The sequence below is a fragment of the Variovorax sp. JS1663 genome (assembly GCF_002157355.1).
GTDB lineage: Bacteria > Pseudomonadota > Gammaproteobacteria > Burkholderiales > Burkholderiaceae_C > Variovorax.
The window spans coordinates 80,282-100,490 of the sequence record NZ_LYMK01000011.1 but is presented as its reverse complement, the minus strand read 5'-3'; the positions used below and the strand labels follow the sequence as shown (position 1 = coordinate 100,490).

Here is a 20,209-nt window from a genome sequence, read left to right as displayed (position 1 = left end):
GTGTACTTTGCGCACCCCCTCCTGGAGGAGGGGGCGAGCGCCTTCAGGCGGCCGGGCGGCCCTCATACGGGCTGATTCTCCGGGGCGGCCTCGCTGTCGGCAAGGTCCACCGCGATGGCGATCGGGCCGGCGACTTCTTCGTCCTCGCCTTCCTCTTCCGCCGCAGCCTCGGCCGGTGCCGCTGCATCTAGACGCTCGACCACGGTGCCGTGCACGTCGAGCGCGATCTCGTCGATCTCGCCGAGCCTCACGCGCACCCGCGCGCCGCGCGCCAGGCCCTGGGTACCGGTCACCTGGAGCACCAGCGGCAGGTGATCCGCGCGGGCCAGGGCGCCGTTGGGCATGTCCTTGATCAGCGTGGCTTCGAGTTCGGCGATGCCTTCCTGCACCAGATACTTGAGCGTCCAGAAACGCTCCATGCCGGCCTGGTGGGCGTTGTAGGCGCTGTAGGCCGCGTCGAAGCCCGAGAGGATGGAGAACAGGTCGGCGTCCTTGGGCTTGAAGGGCGCGGCCAGCGCGGCGGTGCGGCCGTGGCGCGCGGCCGCGATGATCTGCCACTGGTTCACCAGGTCGGTGTAACGGCGCAGCGGCGAGGTGCTCCAGGCATAGCTCTTCACGCCCAGGCCGGCATGGGGCAGGGCCTTGGTGCCCATGCGCACCTTGATGCCGGGCGCCAGGCTGGCCTGGCTGCGGTAGAGGGCGGGCACGCCCAGTTCGGCGAGCCAGCCGCCCCAGCCGCTGTTGGCCAGGATCATGGCCTCGGAGACGATCAGGTCCAGCGGCGCGCCGCGCTGGCGCGTGGTGATCTGAACGCGCTCCTCGCCCGTTGGCTCGCCCTGCACGCCGGGCAGGCGGAAGTTGTAGTCGGGCCGGCTGAAGTTCTCGGGCTTGCCTCGCGCCACCTCGCGCTGCGCCTTCAGGTGCTTCGCCAGGCGGAAGAGAAAGGACAGCGGGGCGCGCAGCCGGGCCGCGACCTCGGGCGTGCCCGCGCCGTCGACCGCGGCATCCTCCAGCCACGCCTGGGTGATGAAGCCGTCGAGCTGGTCATGGCGCAGGTTGGCGACGATGTGCACGCGCTCCAGCCGGGTCTCGGTGGACTTCGGCGCCAGCGACGATTCGTCGAAGTCGACGTAGAGCGAGACGGCCGGGCAGTCGCGACCTTCCTGCAGGGTGTAGGCCTCCACCACCTCGTCGGGCAGCATGGTGATCTTGTGGCCCGGCATGTAGACGGTGGACATGCGCGCGCGGGCCACCTGGTCGATCGGGCCGCCCGGTGTCAGCGCCAGGCCCGGCGCCGCGATGTGGATGCCCACGCGCACCGTCCCGCTGCCGAGGCCCTCGACGGAGAGCGCGTCGTCGATCTCGGTGGTGTGTGAGTCGTCGACCGAGAAGGCCTGCACCGCGGCCAGCGGCAACTCGTCCGCGATGGCCGGTGCCTGCAGCGCGGGGAAGCCGGTGCCCTTGGGGAAGTTCTCGAACAGGAAGCGGCGCCAGTGGAACTGGTAGGGTGAGTCGATCGCGCCGGCGCGCCGCAGCAGCTCCAGCGGCGGGCGCTGGCTGGCGCGCGCGGCCTCGACGACGGCCTTGTACTCGGGCGCGTTCTTGTCGGGCCTGAAGAGGATCTTGTAGAGCTGCTCGCGCACCGGGACCGGGCATTCGCCGGCTGCGAGCTGGTCGGCCCATTCGGCGATCTGGGCCTGCACCAGCTTCTTCTTCTCGATCGCGGCCAGGGCCTGCTGCACGATCTCGGCTGGCGCCTTCTTGAAGCGGCCCTTGCCGGCGCGGCGGAAGTAATGCGGTGCGTCGAACAGTGCGAGCAGGGCGGCCGCCTGCTGAGGCAGGGCCGGGTTCGCCTGGAAATAGTCGGCGGCCAGTTCGGCGAAGCTGAATTCGCCTTCGTGCGCGAACTCCCAGGCCAGGTCCAGGTCCATGCCGCCAGCGATGGCGCGCGCTTCGTCCAGCAGCGCCGCGGGGGCGGGTTTCTCGAAGCGCAGCACGATGTTGGCGGCCTTCACCTTGACGCGCTTGCCGGAGTCAAGCTCCACCTGCGCCGATGCCTCCGCCTCGGACAGCACGCGGCCGCCCAGGTATTTACCGGCTTCTTCGAACAAAACAAACATGGGGCGGATTGTCCCATGCGCTGCGGTGCCTCCCCCGGCTCAGGCGGGGTCGATGAAGGCCATCACCTCGTCCAGGTGGTGGCGATCGAAATCGGAGAGCGCATGGTCGCCGCCCTCGATCAGCTTGATCCGGCTGTCCGGATAGCGGGCCGACATTTCGCGCCAGTCCAGTACCTCGTCGCCCTTGGCGATGAGCGCGAAGACGCGCTCGGGCCGTGTCAGCGGGCCCACGTCGAGCGCACGCAGTTCTTCGACGTACTCGGGGCGGAAGTGGAAGTGCGTGGCCGGGTCGTGCCAGAGGGTCTGGTCGCCGATGTAGCGCGCCAGGTCGCGCGCGGGGTGGACGGCCGGGTTCAGCAGCACGGCGCGGCAGCGCGTCATGCCGGTCACATAGGTGGCATAGAAGCCGCCCAGCGAGGAGCCGACCACCGCCATCGATTCCCGCGGCCACTGGGCGATCCCCCGCATGACCATGTCGATGGCCTCGCGCGGCGAGGGCGGCAGTTGGGGGCACCACCAGCTCAGCCCCGGATGCCGCTCGGCGACGCGATGCGCCATCTGCCGGGCCTTGGTCGATTGCGGCGAGGAGCGGAAGCCGTGGAGGTAGAGCAGGTGCGTGGCGGGCAGGTTTTTCATGCGTTTGTCGTCAATCGCTGGCAGACCGGTGCTTCCCTGATTGTCCTTGAAGGGGGCTGAGGGCCCGTCGTGGGCGGATAATTCGCGCTCATGTCAGCCGTTTTTCACCAGCCGTCGCTCGCACGGCGCGTCGCGCCCATCTTCCAGGGCTTCGACGGCTTTCTCGCCTTCGCAGTGCTGCTCCTGGCTTGTGCCGGCCTGCTGACCATGTATTCCTCCGGCTACGACCACGGCACGCGCTTCGCGGACCATGGCCGCAACATGCTCCTGGCGGCCTTCATCATGTTCGTGGTGGCGCAGGTGCCGCCCCAGCGGCTGATGTCCTTCGCGGTGCCGATCTACGTGCTGGGCGTCGGGCTGCTGGTCGCGGTGGCGATGTTCGGCATCACCAAGAAAGGGGCCACGCGCTGGATCAACGTGGGCATGGTGATCCAGCCCAGCGAGATCCTGAAGATCGCCATGCCGCTGATGCTGTCCTGGTGGTTCCAGCGCCGCGAGGGGCAACTGCGCACTCTGGATTTCGTGGTGGCGACGGTGCTGCTGGCGATCCCGGTGGGGCTGATCATGAAACAACCCGACCTGGGGACCGCGCTGCTGGTGCTGGCGGCGGGGCTGTCCGTCATCTTCTTCGCCGGGCTGTCCTGGAAGTTGATCGTGCCGCCGGTGATCATCGGCCTGGTGGCGGTGTCGCTGATCGTGGGCTTCGAGTCGCAGCTGTGCGCCGACGGCGTCGACTGGCGCGTCCTGCACGACTATCAGAAGCAGCGCGTCTGCACACTGCTGGACCCGACCAAGGACCCGCTGGGCAAGGGCTTCCACATCATCCAGGGGATGATCGCCATCGGTTCCGGCGGGGTCGGCGGCAAAGGCTTCATGCAGGGCACGCAGACGCACCTGGAATTCATCCCCGAGCGCACCACGGACTTCATCTTCGCCGCCTATTCCGAGGAATTCGGCCTGGCCGGCAACCTCGCGCTGATCGCCGGCTTCATCTTCCTGATCTTCCGCGGCCTGGCGATCGCGCTGGACGCGCCCACCCTGTTCTCGCGCCTGCTGGCCGGCGCCGTGACCATGATCTTCTTCACCTATGCCTTTGTGAACATGGGCATGGTCAGCGGCATCCTGCCGGTGGTCGGGGTGCCGCTGCCCTTCCTCAGCTACGGGGGCACGGCCATGGTGACGCTGGGGCTTGGGCTGGGGATACTGATGTCGATCGCGCGGGCCAAGAGACTGGTGCAAAGCTGAGAAGCCGAGCGCCGTCCGGGGGGCGAGCCTAGAATCCTCCGATGATTTCCCGCGAACCCACCCTCGAGCGCCTCGCCACGGCGCAGCAGCTCCTCCTGACGCCCTTCGGCCTGGACGAATCGCACCTGCTGCGCGCCCTGTCGGAGATCACCGCACACAAGGTGGACGACGCCGATCTCTACTTCCAATACACCCGCAGCGAGGGCTGGAGCCTGGAGGAAGGCATCGTCAAGACCGGCAGCTTCAGCATCGACCAGGGCGTGGGCGTGCGCGCGGTCAGCGGCGAGAAAACGGCCTTCGCTTATTCGGACGACATTTCCGAGGCCTCGCTGCTTGATGCGGCGCGCACGGTCCGCACCATTTCCGCGGCAGGTCGCAACGGGCGGGTCAAGGCGCCGACGCGCAAGATCGCGACCAGCCGCTCGCTCTACGGCGGCGTGGATCCGATCTCGACGCTCGACAGCGCCGCCAAGGTCGAGCTGCTGGGCAAGGTCGAGAAGCTTGCGCGCTCGCGCGATCCGCGGGTGGCCCAGGTGATGGCCGGCTTGGCGAGCGAATATGACGTGGTTCTGGTGGCACGCGCCGATGGCACGCTGGCCGCCGACGTGCGGCCGCTTGTGCGCCTCTCCGTCACGGTGATCGCCGAGCAGAACGGCCGGCGCGAGGTGGGCTCGGGTGGTGGCGGCGGGCGCTTCGGCCTGGCCTATTTCGACGATGCGCGCATTGCCGAGTTCGTCGACCAGGCGGTCAAGCAGGCGCTTGTCAACCTCGATTCGCGCCCGGCGCCTGCGGGCGAGATGACCGTGGTCCTGGGCCCCGGCTGGCCCGGCATCCTGCTGCACGAGGCGATCGGCCACGGGCTGGAAGGCGACTTCAACCGCAAGGGATCGAGCGCGTTTTCCGGCCGCATCGGCGAGCGCGTCGCGGCCAAGGGCGTGACCGTGCTGGACGACGGCACCATCGCCGACCGCCGCGGCTCGCTCAACGTGGACGACGAAGGCAATGCAACGCAGCGCAACGTGCTCATCGAAGACGGCATCCTGAAGGGCTATATCCAGGATTCGCTCAACGCGCGGCTGATGAAGGTCAAGCCGACCGGCAACGGCCGGCGCGAGAGCTATGCCCACGTGCCGATGCCGCGCATGACCAACACCTACATGCTGGGGGGCGACAAGGAGCCTGCGGAGATCGTGGCCAGCATCAAGAAGGGCCTCTACGCCACCAACTTCGGCGGTGGGCAGGTCGACATCACCAGCGGCAAGTTCGTGTTCTCCGCCAGCGAAGCCTACTGGGTGGAGAACGGCAAGATCCAGTATCCGGTGAAGGGTGCCACCCTGGTCGGCAACGGCCCCGATGCGCTGACGCGCGTCACCATGATCGGCAACGACATGGCGCTTGATTCGGGCGTGGGCACCTGCGGCAAGGAAGGCCAGAGCGTGCCGGTCGGCGTCGGCCAGCCGACGCTGCGCATCGACGGATTGACCGTGGGCGGCACCGCCTGAGGTCTTCGTACAACAGTTTTTCTGGCTTCCTGTGCTACATTCGCGCCCTATGTCGCGCTTCGCGTTTTTCTTTTCGTACTTTTGGTTCCCGGATTCCGGCGGACGAGAGGCGAGCGCGTAAAGCACACTGAACACCCCTCCCAAAACCGCCGGCGCCCAGAGCCCCGGCGGTTTTTTTATGCCCCGATGATTTTCATCTCCTGAAGGAACGAACCATGAGCCCGAGCAATGCCCCCGCCAGCGAAAACTGGTATGCGAGCGTCGAGAAAACCAGCCGAACCGACGACGAACGCATCAAGGACATCACCGTGCTGCCTCCTCCAGAACACCTGATCCGCTTCTTCCCGATCCGCGGAACACCGGTCGAGACGCTCATCACCGGCACGCGCCGCGCCATCCACCACATCATGTCCGGCAAGGATGACCGGCTTCTGGTGATCATGGGGCCCTGCTCCATCCACGATCCGGTCGCCGCGCTCGAATACGCCCGCCGCCTGAAGGCAGAGCGCGAGAAATACGCCGGCACGCTGGAGATCGTGATGCGGGTCTACTTCGAGAAGCCGCGCACCACCGTGGGCTGGAAGGGGCTGATCAACGACCCCTACCTCGACGAGAGCTACCGCATCGACGAAGGGCTGCGCATCGCGCGCCAGCTGCTGATCGAGATCAACCGGCTGGGCCTGCCGGCCGCCAGCGAGTTCCTCGACGTGATCTCGCCGCAGTACATCGGTGACCTGATTTCCTGGGGCGCGATCGGCGCCCGCACCACCGAAAGCCAGGTGCACCGCGAGCTGGCCTCGGGCCTGTCGGCACCCATCGGCTTCAAGAATGGCACCGACGGCAACATCCGCATCGCCACCGACGCGATCCAGGCGGCGGCGCGCGGCCATCATTTCCTGTCGGTCCACAAGAACGGCCAGGTCGCGATCGTGCAGACCAACGGGAACAAGGACTGCCACGTGATCCTGCGCGGCGGCAAGGCGCCGAACTACGACGCCGCCAGCGTGGCCGCGGCCTGCAAGGACCTCGAGGCCGCCAAACTGTCGCCGACGCTGATGGTGGACTGCAGCCATGCCAACAGCAGCAAGCAGCACCAGCGCCAGATCGAGGTGGCGAAGGACATCGCCGGCCAGATCGCTCACGGCAGCCGCAGCATTTTCGGCCTGATGGTGGAGAGCCACCTGCAGCCCGGCGCCCAGAAGTTCAGCCCTGGCAAGGACAAGGTCGCCGATCTGGAATACGGCAAGAGCATCACCGATGCCTGCCTGGCCTGGGAGGATTCGACGCAGGTGCTGTCGCTGCTGTCGCAGGCGGTCAAGGCGCGCCGCGGTTGAGCGTCTTCAGATCAGGTCGACCAGCGCGGGCCAATGGTGGCGCAGCAGCGCCGCCTCCTCGCCATCGGGCTGCATGAACGCGAAGTCGCTGAAGTCGAAGCCGGGCCCGACGGTGCAGTGGACCAGTGTGTAGTCCGCGCTGTCCGGCGTCAGCAGCGGCCTGGCGGCCTGCCATCGACCCGCCGTCACGGTGTGCTGCGGATGCGTGCCATGCACGTCGACCGGCCCGAGCCGGATGTGTGCCGGCGGCGTGCGCAGCGCGGCATCGCTGGTCCACAGCGACAGCGGGGCGCCTTCGAGATGGACCCAGACTTCGTCGGAGAGCACACGGTGCCAGCGTGAATGCTGGCCGGCTTCCAGCAGGAAGTAGATGGTGGTCAGCGCCTGGCGCACCGGCCGGCCGTCGTCCGGCGACACCTGCGCGGTCGAACGGAACAGCTCGCGAAACCAGCCGCCCTCGGGATGAGGTGCCAACTGGAGGGTCTCGATGAGCTGTCGCGCGCGCATGGGACGACTATTGTGCCGCGCGCAGGGCCGAAAGAAGCTTCTCGTGGATTCCGCCGAAGCCGCCGTTGCTCATGCAGACGATGTGGTCGCCCGGCCGTGCTGCCGCGACGATCTGCGCCACCAGCGGCCCGATCGCACCGGCCACCCGGGCCCGTTCGCCCATCGGCGCGAGCGCGGCCGCGGCGTCCCAGTCCAGCCCGCCGCTGTGGCAGAAGGCGAGGTCGGCTTGCTCGAGGCTCCAGGGCAACTGGGCCGCCATGGTGCCCAGCTTCATGGTGTTGCTGCGCGGTTCGAAGGCGGCCAGGACGCGATCGCCGTGACGGCCGCCTGCATCGAGCTTCTTGCGCAGGCCTTCCAGTGTGGTGCGGATCGCGGTCGGGTGGTGCGCGAAGTCGTCGTAAACCGTGAGCGTCCCTCCCGGCCACTCCACGGTGCCGCGCAATTCCATGCGCCGGCGCACGTTGCGAAAGCCCGCGAGCGCAGCCGCTGCCTCGGCCGGCGCCACGCCCACATGCTCGGCCGCGGCGATCGCGGCCAGCGCGTTCATCTGGTTGTGCAGTCCCGACAGCGCCCATTCGACGCGGCCGACCACCCGGCCCTGGCGCAGCACGTCGAAGGCGTCATGTGATCCTTGCGCCTGCCATTCGCCACCGGCGCCGAAGCGGGCCAGTTCGCTCCAGCAGCCCTGGGCCAGTACGCGCTGCAGGCTTTCCTCCGTCGCATTCACGACCACCCGGCCGCTGGCCGGCACGGTGCGCACGAGATGGTGGAACTGGCGCTCGATCGCCGCCAGGTCCTCGAAGATGTCGGCGTGATCGAACTCCAGGTTGTTGAGCACCGCGGTGCGTGGCCGGTAGTGGACGAACTTGCTGCGCTTGTCGAAGAAGGCCGTGTCGTATTCGTCGGCCTCGATGACGAAAAGCTTCTGCGCCCCGGCACCCAGGCGCGCCGATACGCCGAAGTCCAGCGGCACGCCGCCGACCAGGAAGCCCGGCGCGCGTCCCGCGCGCTCCAGGATCCAAGCCAGCATCGACGTCGTGGTGGTCTTCCCGTGCGTGCCGGCGATGGCCAGCACGTGGCGGCCCTGTAGCACATGCTCGGCCAGCCATTGCGGGCCGCTCGTATAGCTGGCACCCGCGTCGAGGATCGCCTCCATCAGCGGGAACTTGGGTGTGCCGTCGGCGAGCCGGGCCCGCGACACCACGTTGCCGACGACAAAGACATCAGGGGCGAGCGCCATCTGGTCTGCGTCGTAGCCTTCGATCAGCTCGATGCCTAGCGCTCGGAGCTGGTCGCTCATCGGCGGGTAGACACCGGTATCGCAGCCGGTCACACGGTGGCCGGCTTCGCGCGCCAACGCGGCAACGCCGCCCATGAAGGTCCCGCAGATGCCGAGGATGTGAATGTGCATCGGTCGATTCTAGGGATGCGCGAGGGTCGATCTTCTGTGGGCGCCTTCCTTTGGGCACAATGGCCCGATGGACGTGCCCAAGCAGGAAATCGCCGCCGCCGCCGCGCGCCTCATCGTCGAGGAGGGGCTGGAGTACGGACCGGCCAAGCGTCGCGCGCTGCGCGACCTGGGCCTGCCAGCGCGTACGCCGCTGCCGCACAACGACGAGGTCGAGCACGAGGTGCGGGACTACATCCAGCTCTATTGCGCCGACACGCAGCCCAAGGAACTGCATGCCCTGCGTGTTCTTGCCCTCGAATGGATGGAACACATGGCCGAGTTTCGGCCGCACATCGGCGGCGCCGTGTGGCACGGCACGGCGACCCGGCTGTCGGACATCTACATTCAGCTGTTTTGCGACGACCCGAAGTCGGCGGAGATCGCGCTGATCGACCACCACGTGGACTATGAGCCGCGCATGGTCACCGGCTTCCATGGCGAGCAGGTGGAGGCGCTCAGCATCCACGTCGCATGCCGGGCACTGGGTGAGGAGATCGGGGTGCACCTGCTGGTCTACGACCTGGACGACCTGCGCGGTGCCCTCAAGCATGACACCCAGGGCCGTGTACCGCGTGGCAATCTGGCCGCGCTGCGGCGGCTGATCGAGAAGGAAAACGGATGACTTCAAAGCCAACGCGTCGCGGCTGGCTCTATGGGAGCGTGGCCGCGGTGGCTGCAATCGCCGGCATCGGTGGCGCGACGTGGCAGCGGCAGGGCAACGCTCGCGGCCAGCGGCTGGACAGTGAATTCTGGGCCCAGCGCTTCGAGAAGCCGGAGGGTGGCGAGCTCGTGTTCGCCCAATTGCGCGGCAAGCCGCTGCTGATCAATTTCTGGGCCACCTGGTGCCCGCCCTGCGTGGAAGAGATGCCGATGATCGATGTCTTCTTTCGCGAAAATGCCGGCAACGGCTGGCAAGTGGTTGGCTTGGCAATCGATCAGCCGACCGCAGTGCGGAAATTTCTCGCCAAGACGCCAGTCAGCTACCCCATCGGGCTGGCGGGCCTGCAAGGTACCGAACTGGTCAAGAACTTGGGAAATACCGCCGGCGGACTGCCGTTCAGCCTCGTTGTCGACGCTTCGGGTGCGGTAGCGGCGCGTAAAATGGGGAAGATCGAGCCGGCCGATCTGCAGGCATGGCGGCGTGCATAGTTCACGGCTAGAATCCGATCCCCCAATCGGGTAGTTGACGGCGGAACGCCGAAATACACCGATTTTCAGGCGAAATAAATCCTATTGGCCGGCGATGCCGGTGCTGGAGTCCCATGGATCTGCGCAAGCTCAAGACACTGATCGACCTGGTGTCCGAATCGAATATTTCCGAACTGGAAATCACTGAAACCGAGGGCAAAGTCCGCATCGTGAAGGCCGGTGCGGCTGCACCGGTCCAGTATGTGCAGACCCTCGCCGCACCCGCGCCGGCCATTGCCGCCGCACCTCCCGGGGTCATTGCGGCCGCGCCGGCACCGGCGGCAGCACCGGCCGTGGAAGCTGCGCCCTCCGGCCATATGGTCAAGTCGCCGATGGTCGGCACCTTCTACCGTTCTTCCAGCCCCGGTGCGCCCGCCTTCGTCGAAGTCGGCAGCCAGGTGAAGGAGGGGGACACCCTCTGCATCATCGAGGCGATGAAGATCCTCAACGAAATCGAGGCCGACAAGTCCGGCACCATTACCCAGATCCTCGGCGAAAACGGCCAGGCGGTCGAATACGGCCAGCCGCTGTTCATCATCGAGTGACCATGTTCAAGAAGATACTGGTCGCGAACCGCGGGGAGATCGCCCTGCGCATCCAGCGCGCCTGCAGCGAGCTGGGCATCAAGGCCGTGATGGTGTATTCGGAGGCCGACCGCGAAGCCAAGTACGTGAAGTTGGCCGAAGAGGCGGTGTGCATCGGCCCTGCGCCCTCCGCGCAGAGCTATCTGAACATGCCGGCGATCATCTCGGCGGCCGAGGTGACCGACTCCGAGGCCATCCATCCGGGCTACGGGTTCCTCAGCGAGAACGCCAACTTCGCCGAGCGGGTCGAGCAAAGCGGCTTCCAGTTCATCGGCCCGACGCCCGAGTCGATCCGCATCATGGGCGACAAGGTCTCGGCCAAGCAGGCCATGATCAAGGCCGGCGTGCCCTGCGTGCCCGGCTCGGAGGGCGAGCTGTCCGACGATGCAGCGATCAACAAGCGCATCGCGCGTGCCATCGGCTACCCGGTCATCATCAAGGCGGCCGGCGGCGGCGGCGGGCGCGGCATGCGCGTGGTCCACACCGAGGCAGCGCTGGTCAACGCCATCCAGATGACCAAGGCGGAGGCCGGCGCGGCCTTCAACAATCCCTCGGTCTACATGGAGAAGTTCCTCCAGAATCCGCGTCACATCGAGATTCAGGTGCTGGCCGACAAGCACAAGAACGCGGTCTACCTGGGCGAGCGCGACTGCTCCATGCAGCGCCGGCACCAGAAGGTGATCGAGGAGTCGCCCGCGCCCGGCATCCCGCGCAAGCTGATCGAGAAGATCGGCGAGCGCTGCGCGGCCGCGTGCAAGAAGATCGGCTACCGCGGCGCCGGCACCTTCGAGTTCCTCTACGAGAACGGCGAGTTCTATTTCATCGAGATGAATACGCGCGTGCAGGTGGAGCACCCGGTCACGGAGTTCACCACCGGCATCGACATCGTGAAGACGCAGATCATGGTGGCGGCCGGCGAGCGGCTGCCCTTCACCCAGCGCCAGATCGAGATGCGCGGCCATGCGATCGAGTGCCGCGTCAACGCCGAGGATCCCTTCAAGTTCACGCCCTCGCCGGGCCGCATCACGATGTGGCATCCGCCCGGCGGCCCGGGCGTGCGGGTCGATTCCCACATCTACACCAACTACTTCGTGCCGCCCAACTACGATTCGATGATCGGCAAGGTCATCGTGCACGGCGACACCCGCGAGCAGGCGCTCGCGCGCATGCGCACCGCGCTGAACGAGACGGTAGTGGAAGGCATCCAGACCAACATCCCCCTGCATCGTGAGTTGATGGTCGACGCCAACTTCATGAACGGCGGCACCAACATCCACTACCTCGAAGAGTGGCTCGCGGCCCACAAGCGCTGAGCGAGGCCGCCTGATGTTCGAGCTGCGCCTGCTGGCCCCGGAGGATCGCGTCGAGATGGTCAGCGACGCGCTCGAGGCGCTGGACGCGCTGAGCGTCTCAGTCGAGGATGCCGATGCGCAGACAGATGCCGAGCAGGCGCTCTTTGGCGAGCCGGGCATGCCGCCGCCGAAGGAGGGCTGGCAGCGTTCCCGCGTGATCGCGCTGTTCGCCGACGAGGCGCAGGCGCGGGAGGCGACGACCGTGCTGGCGGCGCAGGATTTCTTCGAGGGCTGCACGACGCTCGGGCTGGTCGATGTGCCGGAGCAGGACTGGGTACGGCTGACGCAGTCGCAGTTCGCGCCGGTCGAGATCACGCCGGAGTTCTGGATCGTGCCGACCTGGCACGAGCCGCCGGCCGGGGCGCGGCAGGTGATCCGGCTGGACCCCGGGCTGGCCTTCGGCACCGGCACGCACCCGACCACGCGCATGTGCCTGCGGTGGATCGCCTCCCAAGGGCGCATCGATGGCAGGCGGGTGCTGGACTACGGCTGCGGTTCCGGCATCCTGGCCATCGGCGCTGCCAAGTTCGGCGCTTCGGAGATCGATGCGGTCGACATCGACGAGGCGGCGGTCGATGCGACCCGGCTCAATGCCGAGGCCAACGGCGTGCAGCTGAAGGCCGGCCTGAGCGAACTGGCCCAGGGACGCTACGACGTCGTGCTCGCGAATATCCTCGCCACCCCGCTGAAGGTGCTGGCGCCGCTGCTGTGCGAGCACGTGGCGCCCGGCGGCTCGCTGGTGCTCGCCGGTATCCTCGATCGGCAGGCCGAGGAACTGAAGTTGGCCTACGCGCCTTACGTGGCGCTCGAGGTGAGCGACACCGAGGACGGCTGGATCCTGATGACCGCACGCTTCTAGGCTCCCCTTCGGGCGGAGGTCGCAACCCTACAATCGGCGCCTCATGAGCCTGGTCACCCGCTGCCCCGCCTGTGGCACCACATTCAAGGTGGTGAGGGATCAGCTTCGCATCTCCGATGGGTGGGTGCGCTGCGGACGGTGCAGCGAGGTCTTCGACGCGACCCTCGAACTGCACGAAACCACCGAGACAGCGCCAGCGTCCCAGGCGGAGACGCTCGTCGAAGCGCCGGCCGAACCGCTCGCGTCGCAGCTCCAGTCTGAAGCGGAGACGACTGCGCTCCCCGAGCAGCCGACCCGGCGCCTCGACGACGAGGCGGAGGCGGACTTCCTCGACGACGAGCAGGAGGTCGAACCACCGCTCGCCGAAGCGCCGGTGGTCTCGGCGTCTCCCCCTGCGCCTGCCGCTCCGTCCACGCCTGATCCTCTGTCGCTGGCCGGGATCCTGACCGATGAGCCCTGGCCGGAGGCATCCGCGGTCGGGGCCATGAAGCCGTACGTGCCGCCGTACCCGTCCTTGCCTCCTTTCCCTAGCATCGATCTGAGCCTGTCGGGCGCGCCTGCTGCCGGCCGTGCGGCGTCGCTGGTGAACGAGCTGAAGCCGGGCCAGCCCGACGCGATGCTGGCGGCGGCGGTGGATGCCGACGACGTGCAGTTGCAGAAGGCCCTGCGCCGGGCACGCGCCAAATCCGCCAAGATCGCCCGGGCGAAGGCCCGCGGAGAAGAGCGTGCCGCGCGGGAGTCGGCGCCCGTGGTGCTCACGGCCGCCGAACCCGAGCCTGTGCCCGAGTCGCCGCGGAACCTGCCGCGCTTCGCCGCCGAGGCCGACGATAGTCCGAGCTTCTGGCGTCGCTTGACCGGACGGCGCACGCTGATCGTGGTGGCCTTACTGGCGGCACTCCTCCTGGGGCTGCAGGTGCTGCGACAGGAACGCGACCTGATCCTGGCGCACCAGCCTTCGCTGCGCCCCGTGCTCGCGGCCTTGTGCGGGCTGACAGGTTGCGAGCTCTCGGCCCTGCGGCAGATTGGCGACATCACGATCGACGGCGCTTCTTTCGCCCGCGAGAAGAGCGGCGATGCCTACAGGCTCAGCTTCACCCTGCGCAACGCGGCCGCCGTGCCGCTCGCGATGCCGGCAGTCGAGCTGTCGCTGCTCGACACGCAGGAGCGGGCGGTGGTGCGGCGTGTGCTCACGCCGGCCGAGTTCGGCGCGCCGTCCGTGCTGCCGCCCCGGGCCCAGCGCACGGCCTCGCTGCCGCTCGCGATCAGCGGTCCCGAGGCTGCGGCCCTGCCACCCGTGGCGGGTTTTCATCTGCTGGCTTTCTACCCCTGAAGAAGGCACGGCATTCCTTTCGGTTTCTTTCTTTCCAATCCAACCAGTGGTTCCAACATGGCAGCAGTGATTTGCGGTTCTCTCGCATTCGACACCATCATGACTTTCGAGGGCCGGTTCGCCGATCAGATCCTGCCCGACCAGTTGCACATTCTCAATGTGTCCTTCCTGGTGCCGGGCCTGCGGCGCGATTTCGGCGGCTGCGCGGGCAACATCGCCTACAGCCTGAATGCATTGGGCGGCAGGGCGCTGCCGATGGCTACCGTCGGCAGCGACGGCGGCGACTACCTGGAGCGGCTGCGCTCGCTGGGCATCAGCACGGAGTTCGTGAAGCAGATCGGCGACAGCTTCACCGCGCAGGCGATGATCATGAACGACCGCGACAACAACCAGATCACGGCCTTCCATCCCGGTGCGATGCAGCAGGCGCATCTCACGCGCGTGACGGCGCGCGACGACATCCGGCTCGGCATCATCGCGCCCGATGGACGCGATGCGATGCTGCAGCATGCCGAGCAGTTCAAGGCGGCCGGCATCCCCTTCGTCTTCGACCCGGGCCAGGGCCTGCCGATGTTCGACGGCGAGGAACTCCGGCATTTCGTGGAACTGGCGAACTGGGTGGTGGTCAACGATTACGAAGCAAAGATGCTCTCGCAGCGCACTGGCTGGAGCCTGGCCGAGCTCTCGAAGCATGTGCAGGGCCTGATCGTCACCCTGGCCGCCGAAGGCTGCGAGGTGTGGAGCGAGGGTGATCGCGAGCATGTGCCGGCGGTCAAGCCCACCGCGGTGGTCGAGCCGACAGGCTGCGGCGACGCCTGGCGCGGCGCGCTGCTGTACGGCCTCGAGCAGGGCTGGGCGCTCACGCGCTGCGCGGCCCTGGGCAACCGCCTCGGTGCGCTCAAGATCGCGCAGCGGGGGCCGCAGAACTACCAAGTGAACCGCCAGGCGCTCGGGCTCGGAGAATAAAAAAAGCCCGGCACGCGAGTGCCGGGCTTTTTGCCTTTCGGGCCGCTGAGCGACTCAGGGCTTGCTGGCCGTGGGGAACGGCCATGCTGCCTGGGGATTCAGCGTCGTCTGGGCTGCAGGCGCAGGCGCAGCGGCAGCGGGGGCCTTCGCAGCCTTCTTGGCGGCAGGCTTTTTCGCAGCTTTCTTGGCAGCGGCCTTCTTGGCAGGCGCCTTCTTCGCTGCCGTCTTCTTGGCAGCGGCCTTCTTCGCCGGCGCCTTCTTCGCTGCCGCCTTCTTGGCAGGGGCCTTCTTTGCCGCGGCCTTCTTGGCCGGCGCCTTCTTGGCCGCTACCTTCTTGGCAGGGGCCTTCTTCGCTGCGGCCTTCTTGGCCGGCGCCTTCTTGGCCGCTACCTTCTTGGCGGGGGCCTTCTTCGCTACGACCTTCTTGGCCGGTGCCTTCTTGGCGGCGACCTTCTTGGCCGGAGCCTTCTTTGCAGCGGCTTTCTTGGCCGGCGCTTTCTTTGCAGTTGCCATTTCTCTTTTCTCCTGATTCAAGTTGAAAAAATCAACCTTCGAAGCACTCCACGCATGTTGGTAGCGTGAAGCGATTCATGGCGTTGGATCGGGATCCAGCGCCATGAACACCTGCACCCTTACCGTCGTTGCACTCTCCGGTGCGTGTCGTCGGTGAGAGCTATTCTTGAATTCACTTTGTATTTATCGGAACAATTCAATCCCAGGAGAGCGCACCACCCGATTGATACTCGATCACGCGGGTTTCGAAGAAGTTGCGCTCCTTCTTCAGGTCAATCATCTCGCTCATCCACGGGAAGGGGTTTTCCTCATTGGGGAAGAGCGTTTCGAGGCCGATCTGCTGCGCGCGCCGGTTGGCGATGTAGCGCAGGTAGCCCTTGAACATGGAGGCGTTCATGCCGAGCACGCCGCGCGGCATGGTGTCCTCGGCGTAGCGGTACTCGAGCTCGACGGCCTTCAGGAAGAGGGCCTTGATTTCCGCCTTGAACTCGGCCGTCCAGAGATGGGGGTTCTCGAGCTTGAGCTGGTTGATCAGGTCGATGCCGAAATTGCAGTGCATCGATTCGTCGCGCAGGATGTACTGGTACTGCTCGGCGGCACCGGTCATCTTGTTCTGGCGGCCCAGCGCGAGGATCTGCGTGAAGCCGACGTAGAAGAACAGACCTTCCATCAGGCAGGCGAAGACGATCAGCGACTTGAGCAGCTTCTGGTCGTTCTCGTGCGTGCCGGTGTGGAAGTTCGGGTCGCTGATCGCGTCGATGAAGGGGATCAGGAACTGGTCCTTCTCGCGGATCGACGGCACCTCGTTGTAGGCGTTGAAGATCTCGCTCTCGTCCAGGCCCAGCGATTCGACGATGTACTGGTAGGCGTGCGTGTGGATCGCTTCCTCGAAGGCCTGGCGCAGCAGGAACTGGCGGCATTCGGGCGCCGTGATGTGGCGATAGGTGCCCAGCACGATGTTGTTCGCGGCCAGCGAGTCGGCCGTCACGAAGAAGCCCAGGTTGCGCTTGACGATGCGGCGCTCGTCTTCGGACAGGCCGTTCGGATCCTTCCAGAGCGCGATGTCGCGCGTCATGTTCACTTCCTGCGGCATCCAGTGGTTGGCGCAGGTGGCGAGGTACTTCTCCCAGGCCCACTTGTACTTGAAAGGGACCAGCTGGTTGACGTCGGTCTGGCCGTTGATGATGCGCTTGTCTGCCGCCTTGACGCGGCGCGTGGCCGCTGCGGATGCGGGCTGTGGCGTGCGCAGTGCAGCGCCGTCATCGAGCGTGCGGGTGAACGTGCTGGAAGCCGTCTCGGCGAACGCGGCGACGGCGGGGGCTGTTTGCGAAGTCGGAAATTCCGCCGAGCGGCCGGCTTGCGCGCCGCTGTTCGATGAATGCCGGAGTCCTTGTTGCGTATTTGGCAAGGAGGGCTTGACTTCTTCGTCCCAGGTCAACATAGAAAAATCCAATGCTCAAATTATGTGAGCAACGATGTGAGTTGCAAAGTGCTCCGCCACATCGCGCTCCATTTATGTTGCCGTTATGTTGTTCGCATGCATCGCCATCTGTCGGGCGATGCCGCGAATCGCTGCAACTTCAGGCCGACATCACTGGCACGCTTCGCAGGTCGGATCGTCGACGCCGCAGAAGGCGATGTCGGTCGCGGGGATCGCGCCGAGCTGTGCCTGCGCCGCTGCAGCTGCAGCCTCGAGCGCGCTCATGCCGGAAGACGGAGCCTCGTTCGCGCCGGAGGACACCGCGTTGAGCCGACCCGATTGCACGGTCGACTTCTCCGCATGCGTGGCGCTCTGAGTGCGCAGGTAGTAGGTGGTCTTCAGGCCGCGCAGCCAGGCGAGCTTGTAGGTGTCGTCCAGCTTTTTGCCGGAGGCGCCCGCCATGTAGATGTTGAGCGACTGCGCCTGGTCGATCCACTTCTGGCGGCGCGCGGCGGCCTCCACCAGCCAGGTGGTCTCGATCTCGAAGGCGGTGGCGTAGAGCGCCTTGATGTCCTGCGGCACGCGGTCGATCGGGCGCAGCGAGCCGTCGAAGTGCTTCAGGTCCATCACCATCACGTCGTCCCACAGGCCCAGGCGCTTGAGGTCGCGCACCAGGTAGTGGTTGATGACGGTGAACTCACCGGAGAGGTTGGACTTGACCGAGAGGTTGCCGAAGCAGGGCTCGATCGAGGCGTCCACGCCGATGATGTTCGAGATGGTGGCGGTCGGGGCGATGGCGACGCAGTTGGAGTTGCGCATGCCGTCGGCCTTGATCTTCTGGCGCAGCGCGTCCCAGTCGAGGGTGGACGAGCGGTCCACCTCGACGTAGCCGCCGCGTGCGCGCTCCAGCAGGTCGAGGGTGTCGGGCGGCAGCACGCCCTTGTCCCACAGCGAGCCCTTGTAGCTCGAATACTTGCCGCGCTCGCGCGCCAGCTCGGTCGAGGCCCAGTAGGCGTGGTAGCAGATGGCTTCCATCGACGCGTCGGCGAACTGCACGGCCTCCTGCGAGGCGTAGGGAATGCGCAGCTCGTACAGCGCGTCCTGGAAACCCATCACGCCCAGGCCGACCGGACGATGGCGCAGGTTGGAGTCGCGCGCCTTCTTGACCGCGTAGTAGTTGATGTCGATCACGTTGTCGAGCATGCGCATCGCGGTCGCGACGGTGCGCTGGAGCTTCTCCTGATCGACCTTGCCGTCCTTCAGGTGCTGCAGCAGGTTGACCGAGCCCAGGTTGCAGACGGCCGTTTCCGTGTCGCTGGTGTTGAGTGTGATCTCGGTGCAGAGGTTCGAGGAATGGACCACGCCAGCATGCTGCTGGGGCGAGCGCACGTTGCAGGCGTCCTTGAAGGTGATCCAGGGATGCCCGGTCTCGAACAACATGGTGAGCATCTTGCGCCACAGGTCGGTGGCCGGCAGCGTCTTGCTGGGCTTGATCTCGCCGCGTGCGGCCTTTTCCTCGTAGGCGACGTAGGCCGCCTCGAACTCGGTGCCGAACTTGTCGTGCAGGTCGGGCACGCTGGAGGGCGAGAACAGGGTCCAGTTGCCCTTTTCCATCACCCGGCGCATGAACAGGTCCGGAATCCAGTTGGCCGTGTTCATGTCGTGGGTGCGGCGGCGGTCGTCGCCGGTGTTCTTGCGCAGTTCCAGGAACTCCTCGATGTCCAGGTGCCAGCTTTCCAGGTAGGTGCAGACCGCCCCCTTGCGCTTGCCGCCCTGGTTCACCGCGACGGCGGTGTCGTTCACCACCTTGAGGAAGGGCACCACACCCTGCGATTCGCCGTTGGTGCCCTTGATGTGGCTGCCCAGCGCGCGCACGCGGGTCCAGTCGTTGCCCAGGCCGCCGGCGAACTTCGACAGCAGCGCGTTTTCCTTGATCGACTCGTAGATGCCGTCCAGGTCGTCCGGCACGGTGGTCAGGTAGCAGCTGGAGAGCTGCGAGCGCAGCGTGCCGCTGTTGAACAGCGTCGGCGTGCTGGACATGAAGTCGAAGGACGACAGCACCTCGTAGAACTCGATGGCGCGTGCCTCGCGGTCGATCTCATTGAGCGACAGCCCCATGGCCACGCGCATGAAGAAGGCCTGCGGCAGCTCGATGCGGGTCTTGCGCACGTGCAGGAAGTAACGGTCGTACAGGGTCTGCAGGCCCAGGTAGTCGAACTGCAGGTCGCGCTCGGGCTTGAGCGCGGCACCCAGGCGGGCGAGGTCGAACTGCAGCAGCTTCTCGTCGAGCAGCTCGTTGTCCACGCCCTTCTTGACGAATTGCGGGAAGTAGTCGGCGTACACCTCGGCGCGCTCGGCCGGCGGCACTTCGCGGCCGACGATCTCCTTGAAGATCGTGTGCAGCAGCAGGCGCGCGGTGGCGAAGGTGTAGTCCGGGTCCTTCTCGATCAGGGTGCGTGCGGCCAGGATGGAGGCCTTGTAGACCTCGTCGAGCGGCACGCCGTCGTAGAGGTTGCGCATGGTCTCGGCGACGATGGGGCCGGCTGAGATGCTCTCGCCCAGGCCCTCGCAGGCGGACTCGATCAGTCCTTTGAGCTCGTTCAGGTCCAGCGCGACGCGCTCGCCGCGGTCGGTCACGTGCAGCGTGGAGACCGCGACCGGCGCGTCCTGCTCGCCTTGCCTGGAGCGTTCCTGGGCGCGGCGCTCGCGGTAGAGCACGTAGGCGCGCGCCACCTCGTGGTGGCCGCCGCGCATCAGGCCGAGCTCGGCCTGGTCCTGCACGTCCTCGATGTGGAAGGTGCCGCCGCCGGGGCGCGAGCGCAGCATCGCGCGCACCACGCCCTGGGTCAGGGTGTCGACCGTCTCGCGCACGCTGGCGGAGGCCGCGCCCTGGGTGCCATGCACCGCGAGGAAGGCCTTCATCATCGCGATCGCGATCTTGTTGGGTTCGAAGGGAACGACCGCGCCGTTGCGGCGGATGATCTGGTAGTTGGCCAGTGCGCTGCCGGCGGGAGAGCCGGCCTTGTCGTGCTGTTGCGGCGTTGAGGAGGGGACGGCGCGAGGCGTGGCGGTTGGGTTCAGGGCAGTTTGCATTCGGTCCTCGGTTGGCAATTCTTGTTGGGCTGCGCCGCACTGGCCGGTTGCTCGGCATGAGGCGCGCGGCAGGAGCACACTATATCTGGGGTCCAAGAGGGGTACAACCC

Annotated in this window: 17 protein-coding genes; 10 read left to right on the top strand and 7 right to left on the bottom strand. The window is 66.6% G+C overall.

Features of this window, described 5'->3' with window-relative positions:
* Nucleotides 1–62 precede the first annotated feature (62 nt).
* Together A8M77_RS11835 and A8M77_RS11830 are read right to left on the bottom strand one after the other, a co-directional pair.
* Nucleotides 63–2,120, bottom strand: a complete 2,058-nt coding sequence (locus A8M77_RS11835; protein ID WP_086921692.1) for a ribonuclease catalytic domain-containing protein — start codon at nucleotides 2,118–2,120, stop codon at nucleotides 63–65.
* A gap of 39 nt (nucleotides 2,121–2,159) precedes the next feature.
* Complete coding sequence (locus A8M77_RS11830; protein ID WP_086921691.1) at nucleotides 2,160–2,756, bottom strand: YqiA/YcfP family alpha/beta fold hydrolase; 597 nt, start codon at nucleotides 2,754–2,756, stop codon at nucleotides 2,160–2,162.
* 90 nt (nucleotides 2,757–2,846) lie between these two features.
* Here A8M77_RS11830 and rodA point away from each other — a divergent pair, with 90 nt between their 5' ends.
* The 3 genes from rodA (at nucleotide 2,847) to A8M77_RS11815 (ending at nucleotide 6,837) form a co-directional block, all read left to right on the top strand.
* Nucleotides 2,847–4,001 (top strand): rod shape-determining protein RodA, encoded by a 1,155-nt coding sequence (rodA, locus tag A8M77_RS11825; protein ID WP_086921690.1) that lies wholly within the window; start codon nucleotides 2,847–2,849, stop codon nucleotides 3,999–4,001.
* A 41-nt stretch (nucleotides 4,002–4,042) separates the two neighbouring features.
* A complete protein-coding gene (gene tldD / locus A8M77_RS11820; RefSeq protein WP_086921689.1) occupies nucleotides 4,043–5,503 on the top strand; it encodes a metalloprotease TldD in 1,461 nt (486 codons plus the stop codon).
* Nucleotides 5,504–5,718: 215 nt separating this feature from the next.
* A complete protein-coding gene (locus A8M77_RS11815; RefSeq protein ID WP_086921688.1) occupies nucleotides 5,719–6,837 on the top strand; it encodes a 3-deoxy-7-phosphoheptulonate synthase in 1,119 nt (372 codons plus the stop codon).
* Between the two features lie 6 nt (nucleotides 6,838–6,843).
* Here A8M77_RS11815 and A8M77_RS11810 read toward each other — a convergent pair whose 3' ends face one another.
* Entirely contained in the window at nucleotides 6,844–7,344 is a 501-nt protein-coding gene (locus A8M77_RS11810) for a cupin domain-containing protein (protein WP_086921687.1), read from the bottom strand.
* A gap of 7 nt (nucleotides 7,345–7,351) precedes the next feature.
* Nucleotides 7,352–8,755 carry a UDP-N-acetylmuramate:L-alanyl-gamma-D-glutamyl-meso-diaminopimelate ligase gene (gene mpl / locus A8M77_RS11805; protein ID WP_086921686.1) on the bottom strand — a complete coding sequence of 468 codons (1,404 nt, stop codon included), beginning with the start codon at nucleotides 8,753–8,755 and terminating at the stop codon, nucleotides 7,352–7,354.
* Between the two features lie 67 nt (nucleotides 8,756–8,822).
* Between mpl and A8M77_RS11800 the strand changes: the two genes are divergently transcribed.
* The 7 genes from A8M77_RS11800 (at nucleotide 8,823) to A8M77_RS11770 (ending at nucleotide 15,073) form a co-directional block, all read left to right on the top strand.
* Nucleotides 8,823–9,416 carry a hypothetical protein gene (locus A8M77_RS11800; RefSeq protein ID WP_086921685.1) on the top strand — a complete coding sequence of 198 codons (594 nt, stop codon included), beginning with the start codon at nucleotides 8,823–8,825 and terminating at the stop codon, nucleotides 9,414–9,416.
* Nucleotides 9,413–9,943 (top strand): TlpA family protein disulfide reductase, encoded by a 531-nt coding sequence (locus A8M77_RS11795; RefSeq protein ID WP_086921684.1) that lies wholly within the window; start codon nucleotides 9,413–9,415, stop codon nucleotides 9,941–9,943. Before A8M77_RS11800 ends, A8M77_RS11795 begins: the two co-directional genes overlap by 4 nt.
* Nucleotides 9,944–10,056: 113 nt before the next feature.
* A complete protein-coding gene (gene accB, locus A8M77_RS11790; RefSeq protein ID WP_086921683.1) occupies nucleotides 10,057–10,527 on the top strand; it encodes an acetyl-CoA carboxylase biotin carboxyl carrier protein in 471 nt (156 codons plus the stop codon).
* Nucleotides 10,528–10,529: 2 nt separating this feature from the next.
* On the top strand, nucleotides 10,530–11,879 hold the full coding sequence (gene accC, locus A8M77_RS11785; RefSeq protein ID WP_086921682.1) for an acetyl-CoA carboxylase biotin carboxylase subunit: 1,350 nt from the start codon (nucleotides 10,530–10,532) through the stop codon (nucleotides 11,877–11,879).
* A gap of 13 nt (nucleotides 11,880–11,892) precedes the next feature.
* Nucleotides 11,893–12,777, top strand: coding sequence for a 50S ribosomal protein L11 methyltransferase (gene prmA / locus A8M77_RS11780; protein ID WP_086921681.1), 885 nt, complete (start codon nucleotides 11,893–11,895; stop codon nucleotides 12,775–12,777).
* A 43-nt stretch (nucleotides 12,778–12,820) separates the two neighbouring features.
* Nucleotides 12,821–14,107, top strand: coding sequence for a DUF3426 domain-containing protein (locus A8M77_RS11775; RefSeq protein ID WP_086921680.1), 1,287 nt, complete (start codon nucleotides 12,821–12,823; stop codon nucleotides 14,105–14,107).
* A gap of 57 nt (nucleotides 14,108–14,164) precedes the next feature.
* Nucleotides 14,165–15,073, top strand: a complete 909-nt coding sequence (locus tag A8M77_RS11770) for a carbohydrate kinase family protein (protein WP_086921679.1) — start codon at nucleotides 14,165–14,167, stop codon at nucleotides 15,071–15,073.
* Nucleotides 15,074–15,127: 54 nt separating this feature from the next.
* On the opposite strand, the gene A8M77_RS11765 is transcribed toward A8M77_RS11770, so the two are convergent.
* From A8M77_RS11765 to A8M77_RS11755, 3 genes are all read right to left on the bottom strand, one after another.
* Nucleotides 15,128–15,586 (bottom strand): histone H1-like DNA-binding protein, encoded by a 459-nt coding sequence (locus A8M77_RS11765; protein ID WP_086921678.1) that lies wholly within the window; start codon nucleotides 15,584–15,586, stop codon nucleotides 15,128–15,130.
* 196 nt (nucleotides 15,587–15,782) lie between these two features.
* Nucleotides 15,783–17,027: a ribonucleotide-diphosphate reductase subunit beta gene (locus A8M77_RS11760; RefSeq protein WP_086921677.1), complete on the bottom strand. Its 1,245-nt coding sequence runs from the start codon at nucleotides 17,025–17,027 to the stop codon at nucleotides 15,783–15,785.
* A gap of 150 nt (nucleotides 17,028–17,177) precedes the next feature.
* Entirely contained in the window at nucleotides 17,178–20,099 is a 2,922-nt protein-coding gene (locus tag A8M77_RS11755; RefSeq protein WP_086921676.1) for a ribonucleoside-diphosphate reductase subunit alpha, read from the bottom strand.
* Nucleotides 20,100–20,209 lie beyond the last annotated feature (110 nt).

What these genes read in the sequence shown, in the direction of transcription:
- A8M77_RS11815 (WP_086921688.1), top strand. Translation starts at nt 5,719, where the DNA reads ATGAGCCCGAGCAATGCCCCCGCCAGCGAAAACTGGTATGCGAGCGTC.
- A8M77_RS11760 (WP_086921677.1), bottom strand. Translation starts at nt 17,027, where the DNA reads ATGTTGACCTGGGACGAAGAAGTCAAGCCCTCCTTGCCAAATACGCAA.
- A8M77_RS11795 (WP_086921684.1), top strand. Translation starts at nt 9,413, where the DNA reads ATGACTTCAAAGCCAACGCGTCGCGGCTGGCTCTATGGGAGCGTGGCC.
- A8M77_RS11775 (WP_086921680.1), top strand. Translation starts at nt 12,821, where the DNA reads ATGAGCCTGGTCACCCGCTGCCCCGCCTGTGGCACCACATTCAAGGTG.
- A8M77_RS11835 (WP_086921692.1), bottom strand. Translation starts at nt 2,120, where the DNA reads ATGTTTGTTTTGTTCGAAGAAGCCGGTAAATACCTGGGCGGCCGCGTG.
- accB (WP_086921683.1), top strand. Translation starts at nt 10,057, where the DNA reads ATGGATCTGCGCAAGCTCAAGACACTGATCGACCTGGTGTCCGAATCG.
- rodA (WP_086921690.1), top strand. Translation starts at nt 2,847, where the DNA reads ATGTCAGCCGTTTTTCACCAGCCGTCGCTCGCACGGCGCGTCGCGCCC.
- prmA (WP_086921681.1), top strand. Translation starts at nt 11,893, where the DNA reads ATGTTCGAGCTGCGCCTGCTGGCCCCGGAGGATCGCGTCGAGATGGTC.
- A8M77_RS11770 (WP_086921679.1), top strand. Translation starts at nt 14,165, where the DNA reads ATGGCAGCAGTGATTTGCGGTTCTCTCGCATTCGACACCATCATGACT.
- tldD (WP_086921689.1), top strand. Translation starts at nt 4,043, where the DNA reads ATGATTTCCCGCGAACCCACCCTCGAGCGCCTCGCCACGGCGCAGCAG.
- A8M77_RS11800 (WP_086921685.1), top strand. Translation starts at nt 8,823, where the DNA reads ATGGACGTGCCCAAGCAGGAAATCGCCGCCGCCGCCGCGCGCCTCATC.
- A8M77_RS11830 (WP_086921691.1), bottom strand. Translation starts at nt 2,756, where the DNA reads ATGAAAAACCTGCCCGCCACGCACCTGCTCTACCTCCACGGCTTCCGC.
- accC (WP_086921682.1), top strand. Translation starts at nt 10,530, where the DNA reads ATGTTCAAGAAGATACTGGTCGCGAACCGCGGGGAGATCGCCCTGCGC.
- A8M77_RS11810 (WP_086921687.1), bottom strand. Translation starts at nt 7,344, where the DNA reads ATGCGCGCGCGACAGCTCATCGAGACCCTCCAGTTGGCACCTCATCCC.
- A8M77_RS11755 (WP_086921676.1), bottom strand. Translation starts at nt 20,099, where the DNA reads ATGCAAACTGCCCTGAACCCAACCGCCACGCCTCGCGCCGTCCCCTCC.
- mpl (WP_086921686.1), bottom strand. Translation starts at nt 8,755, where the DNA reads ATGCACATTCACATCCTCGGCATCTGCGGGACCTTCATGGGCGGCGTT.
- A8M77_RS11765 (WP_086921678.1), bottom strand. Translation starts at nt 15,586, where the DNA reads ATGGCAACTGCAAAGAAAGCGCCGGCCAAGAAAGCCGCTGCAAAGAAG.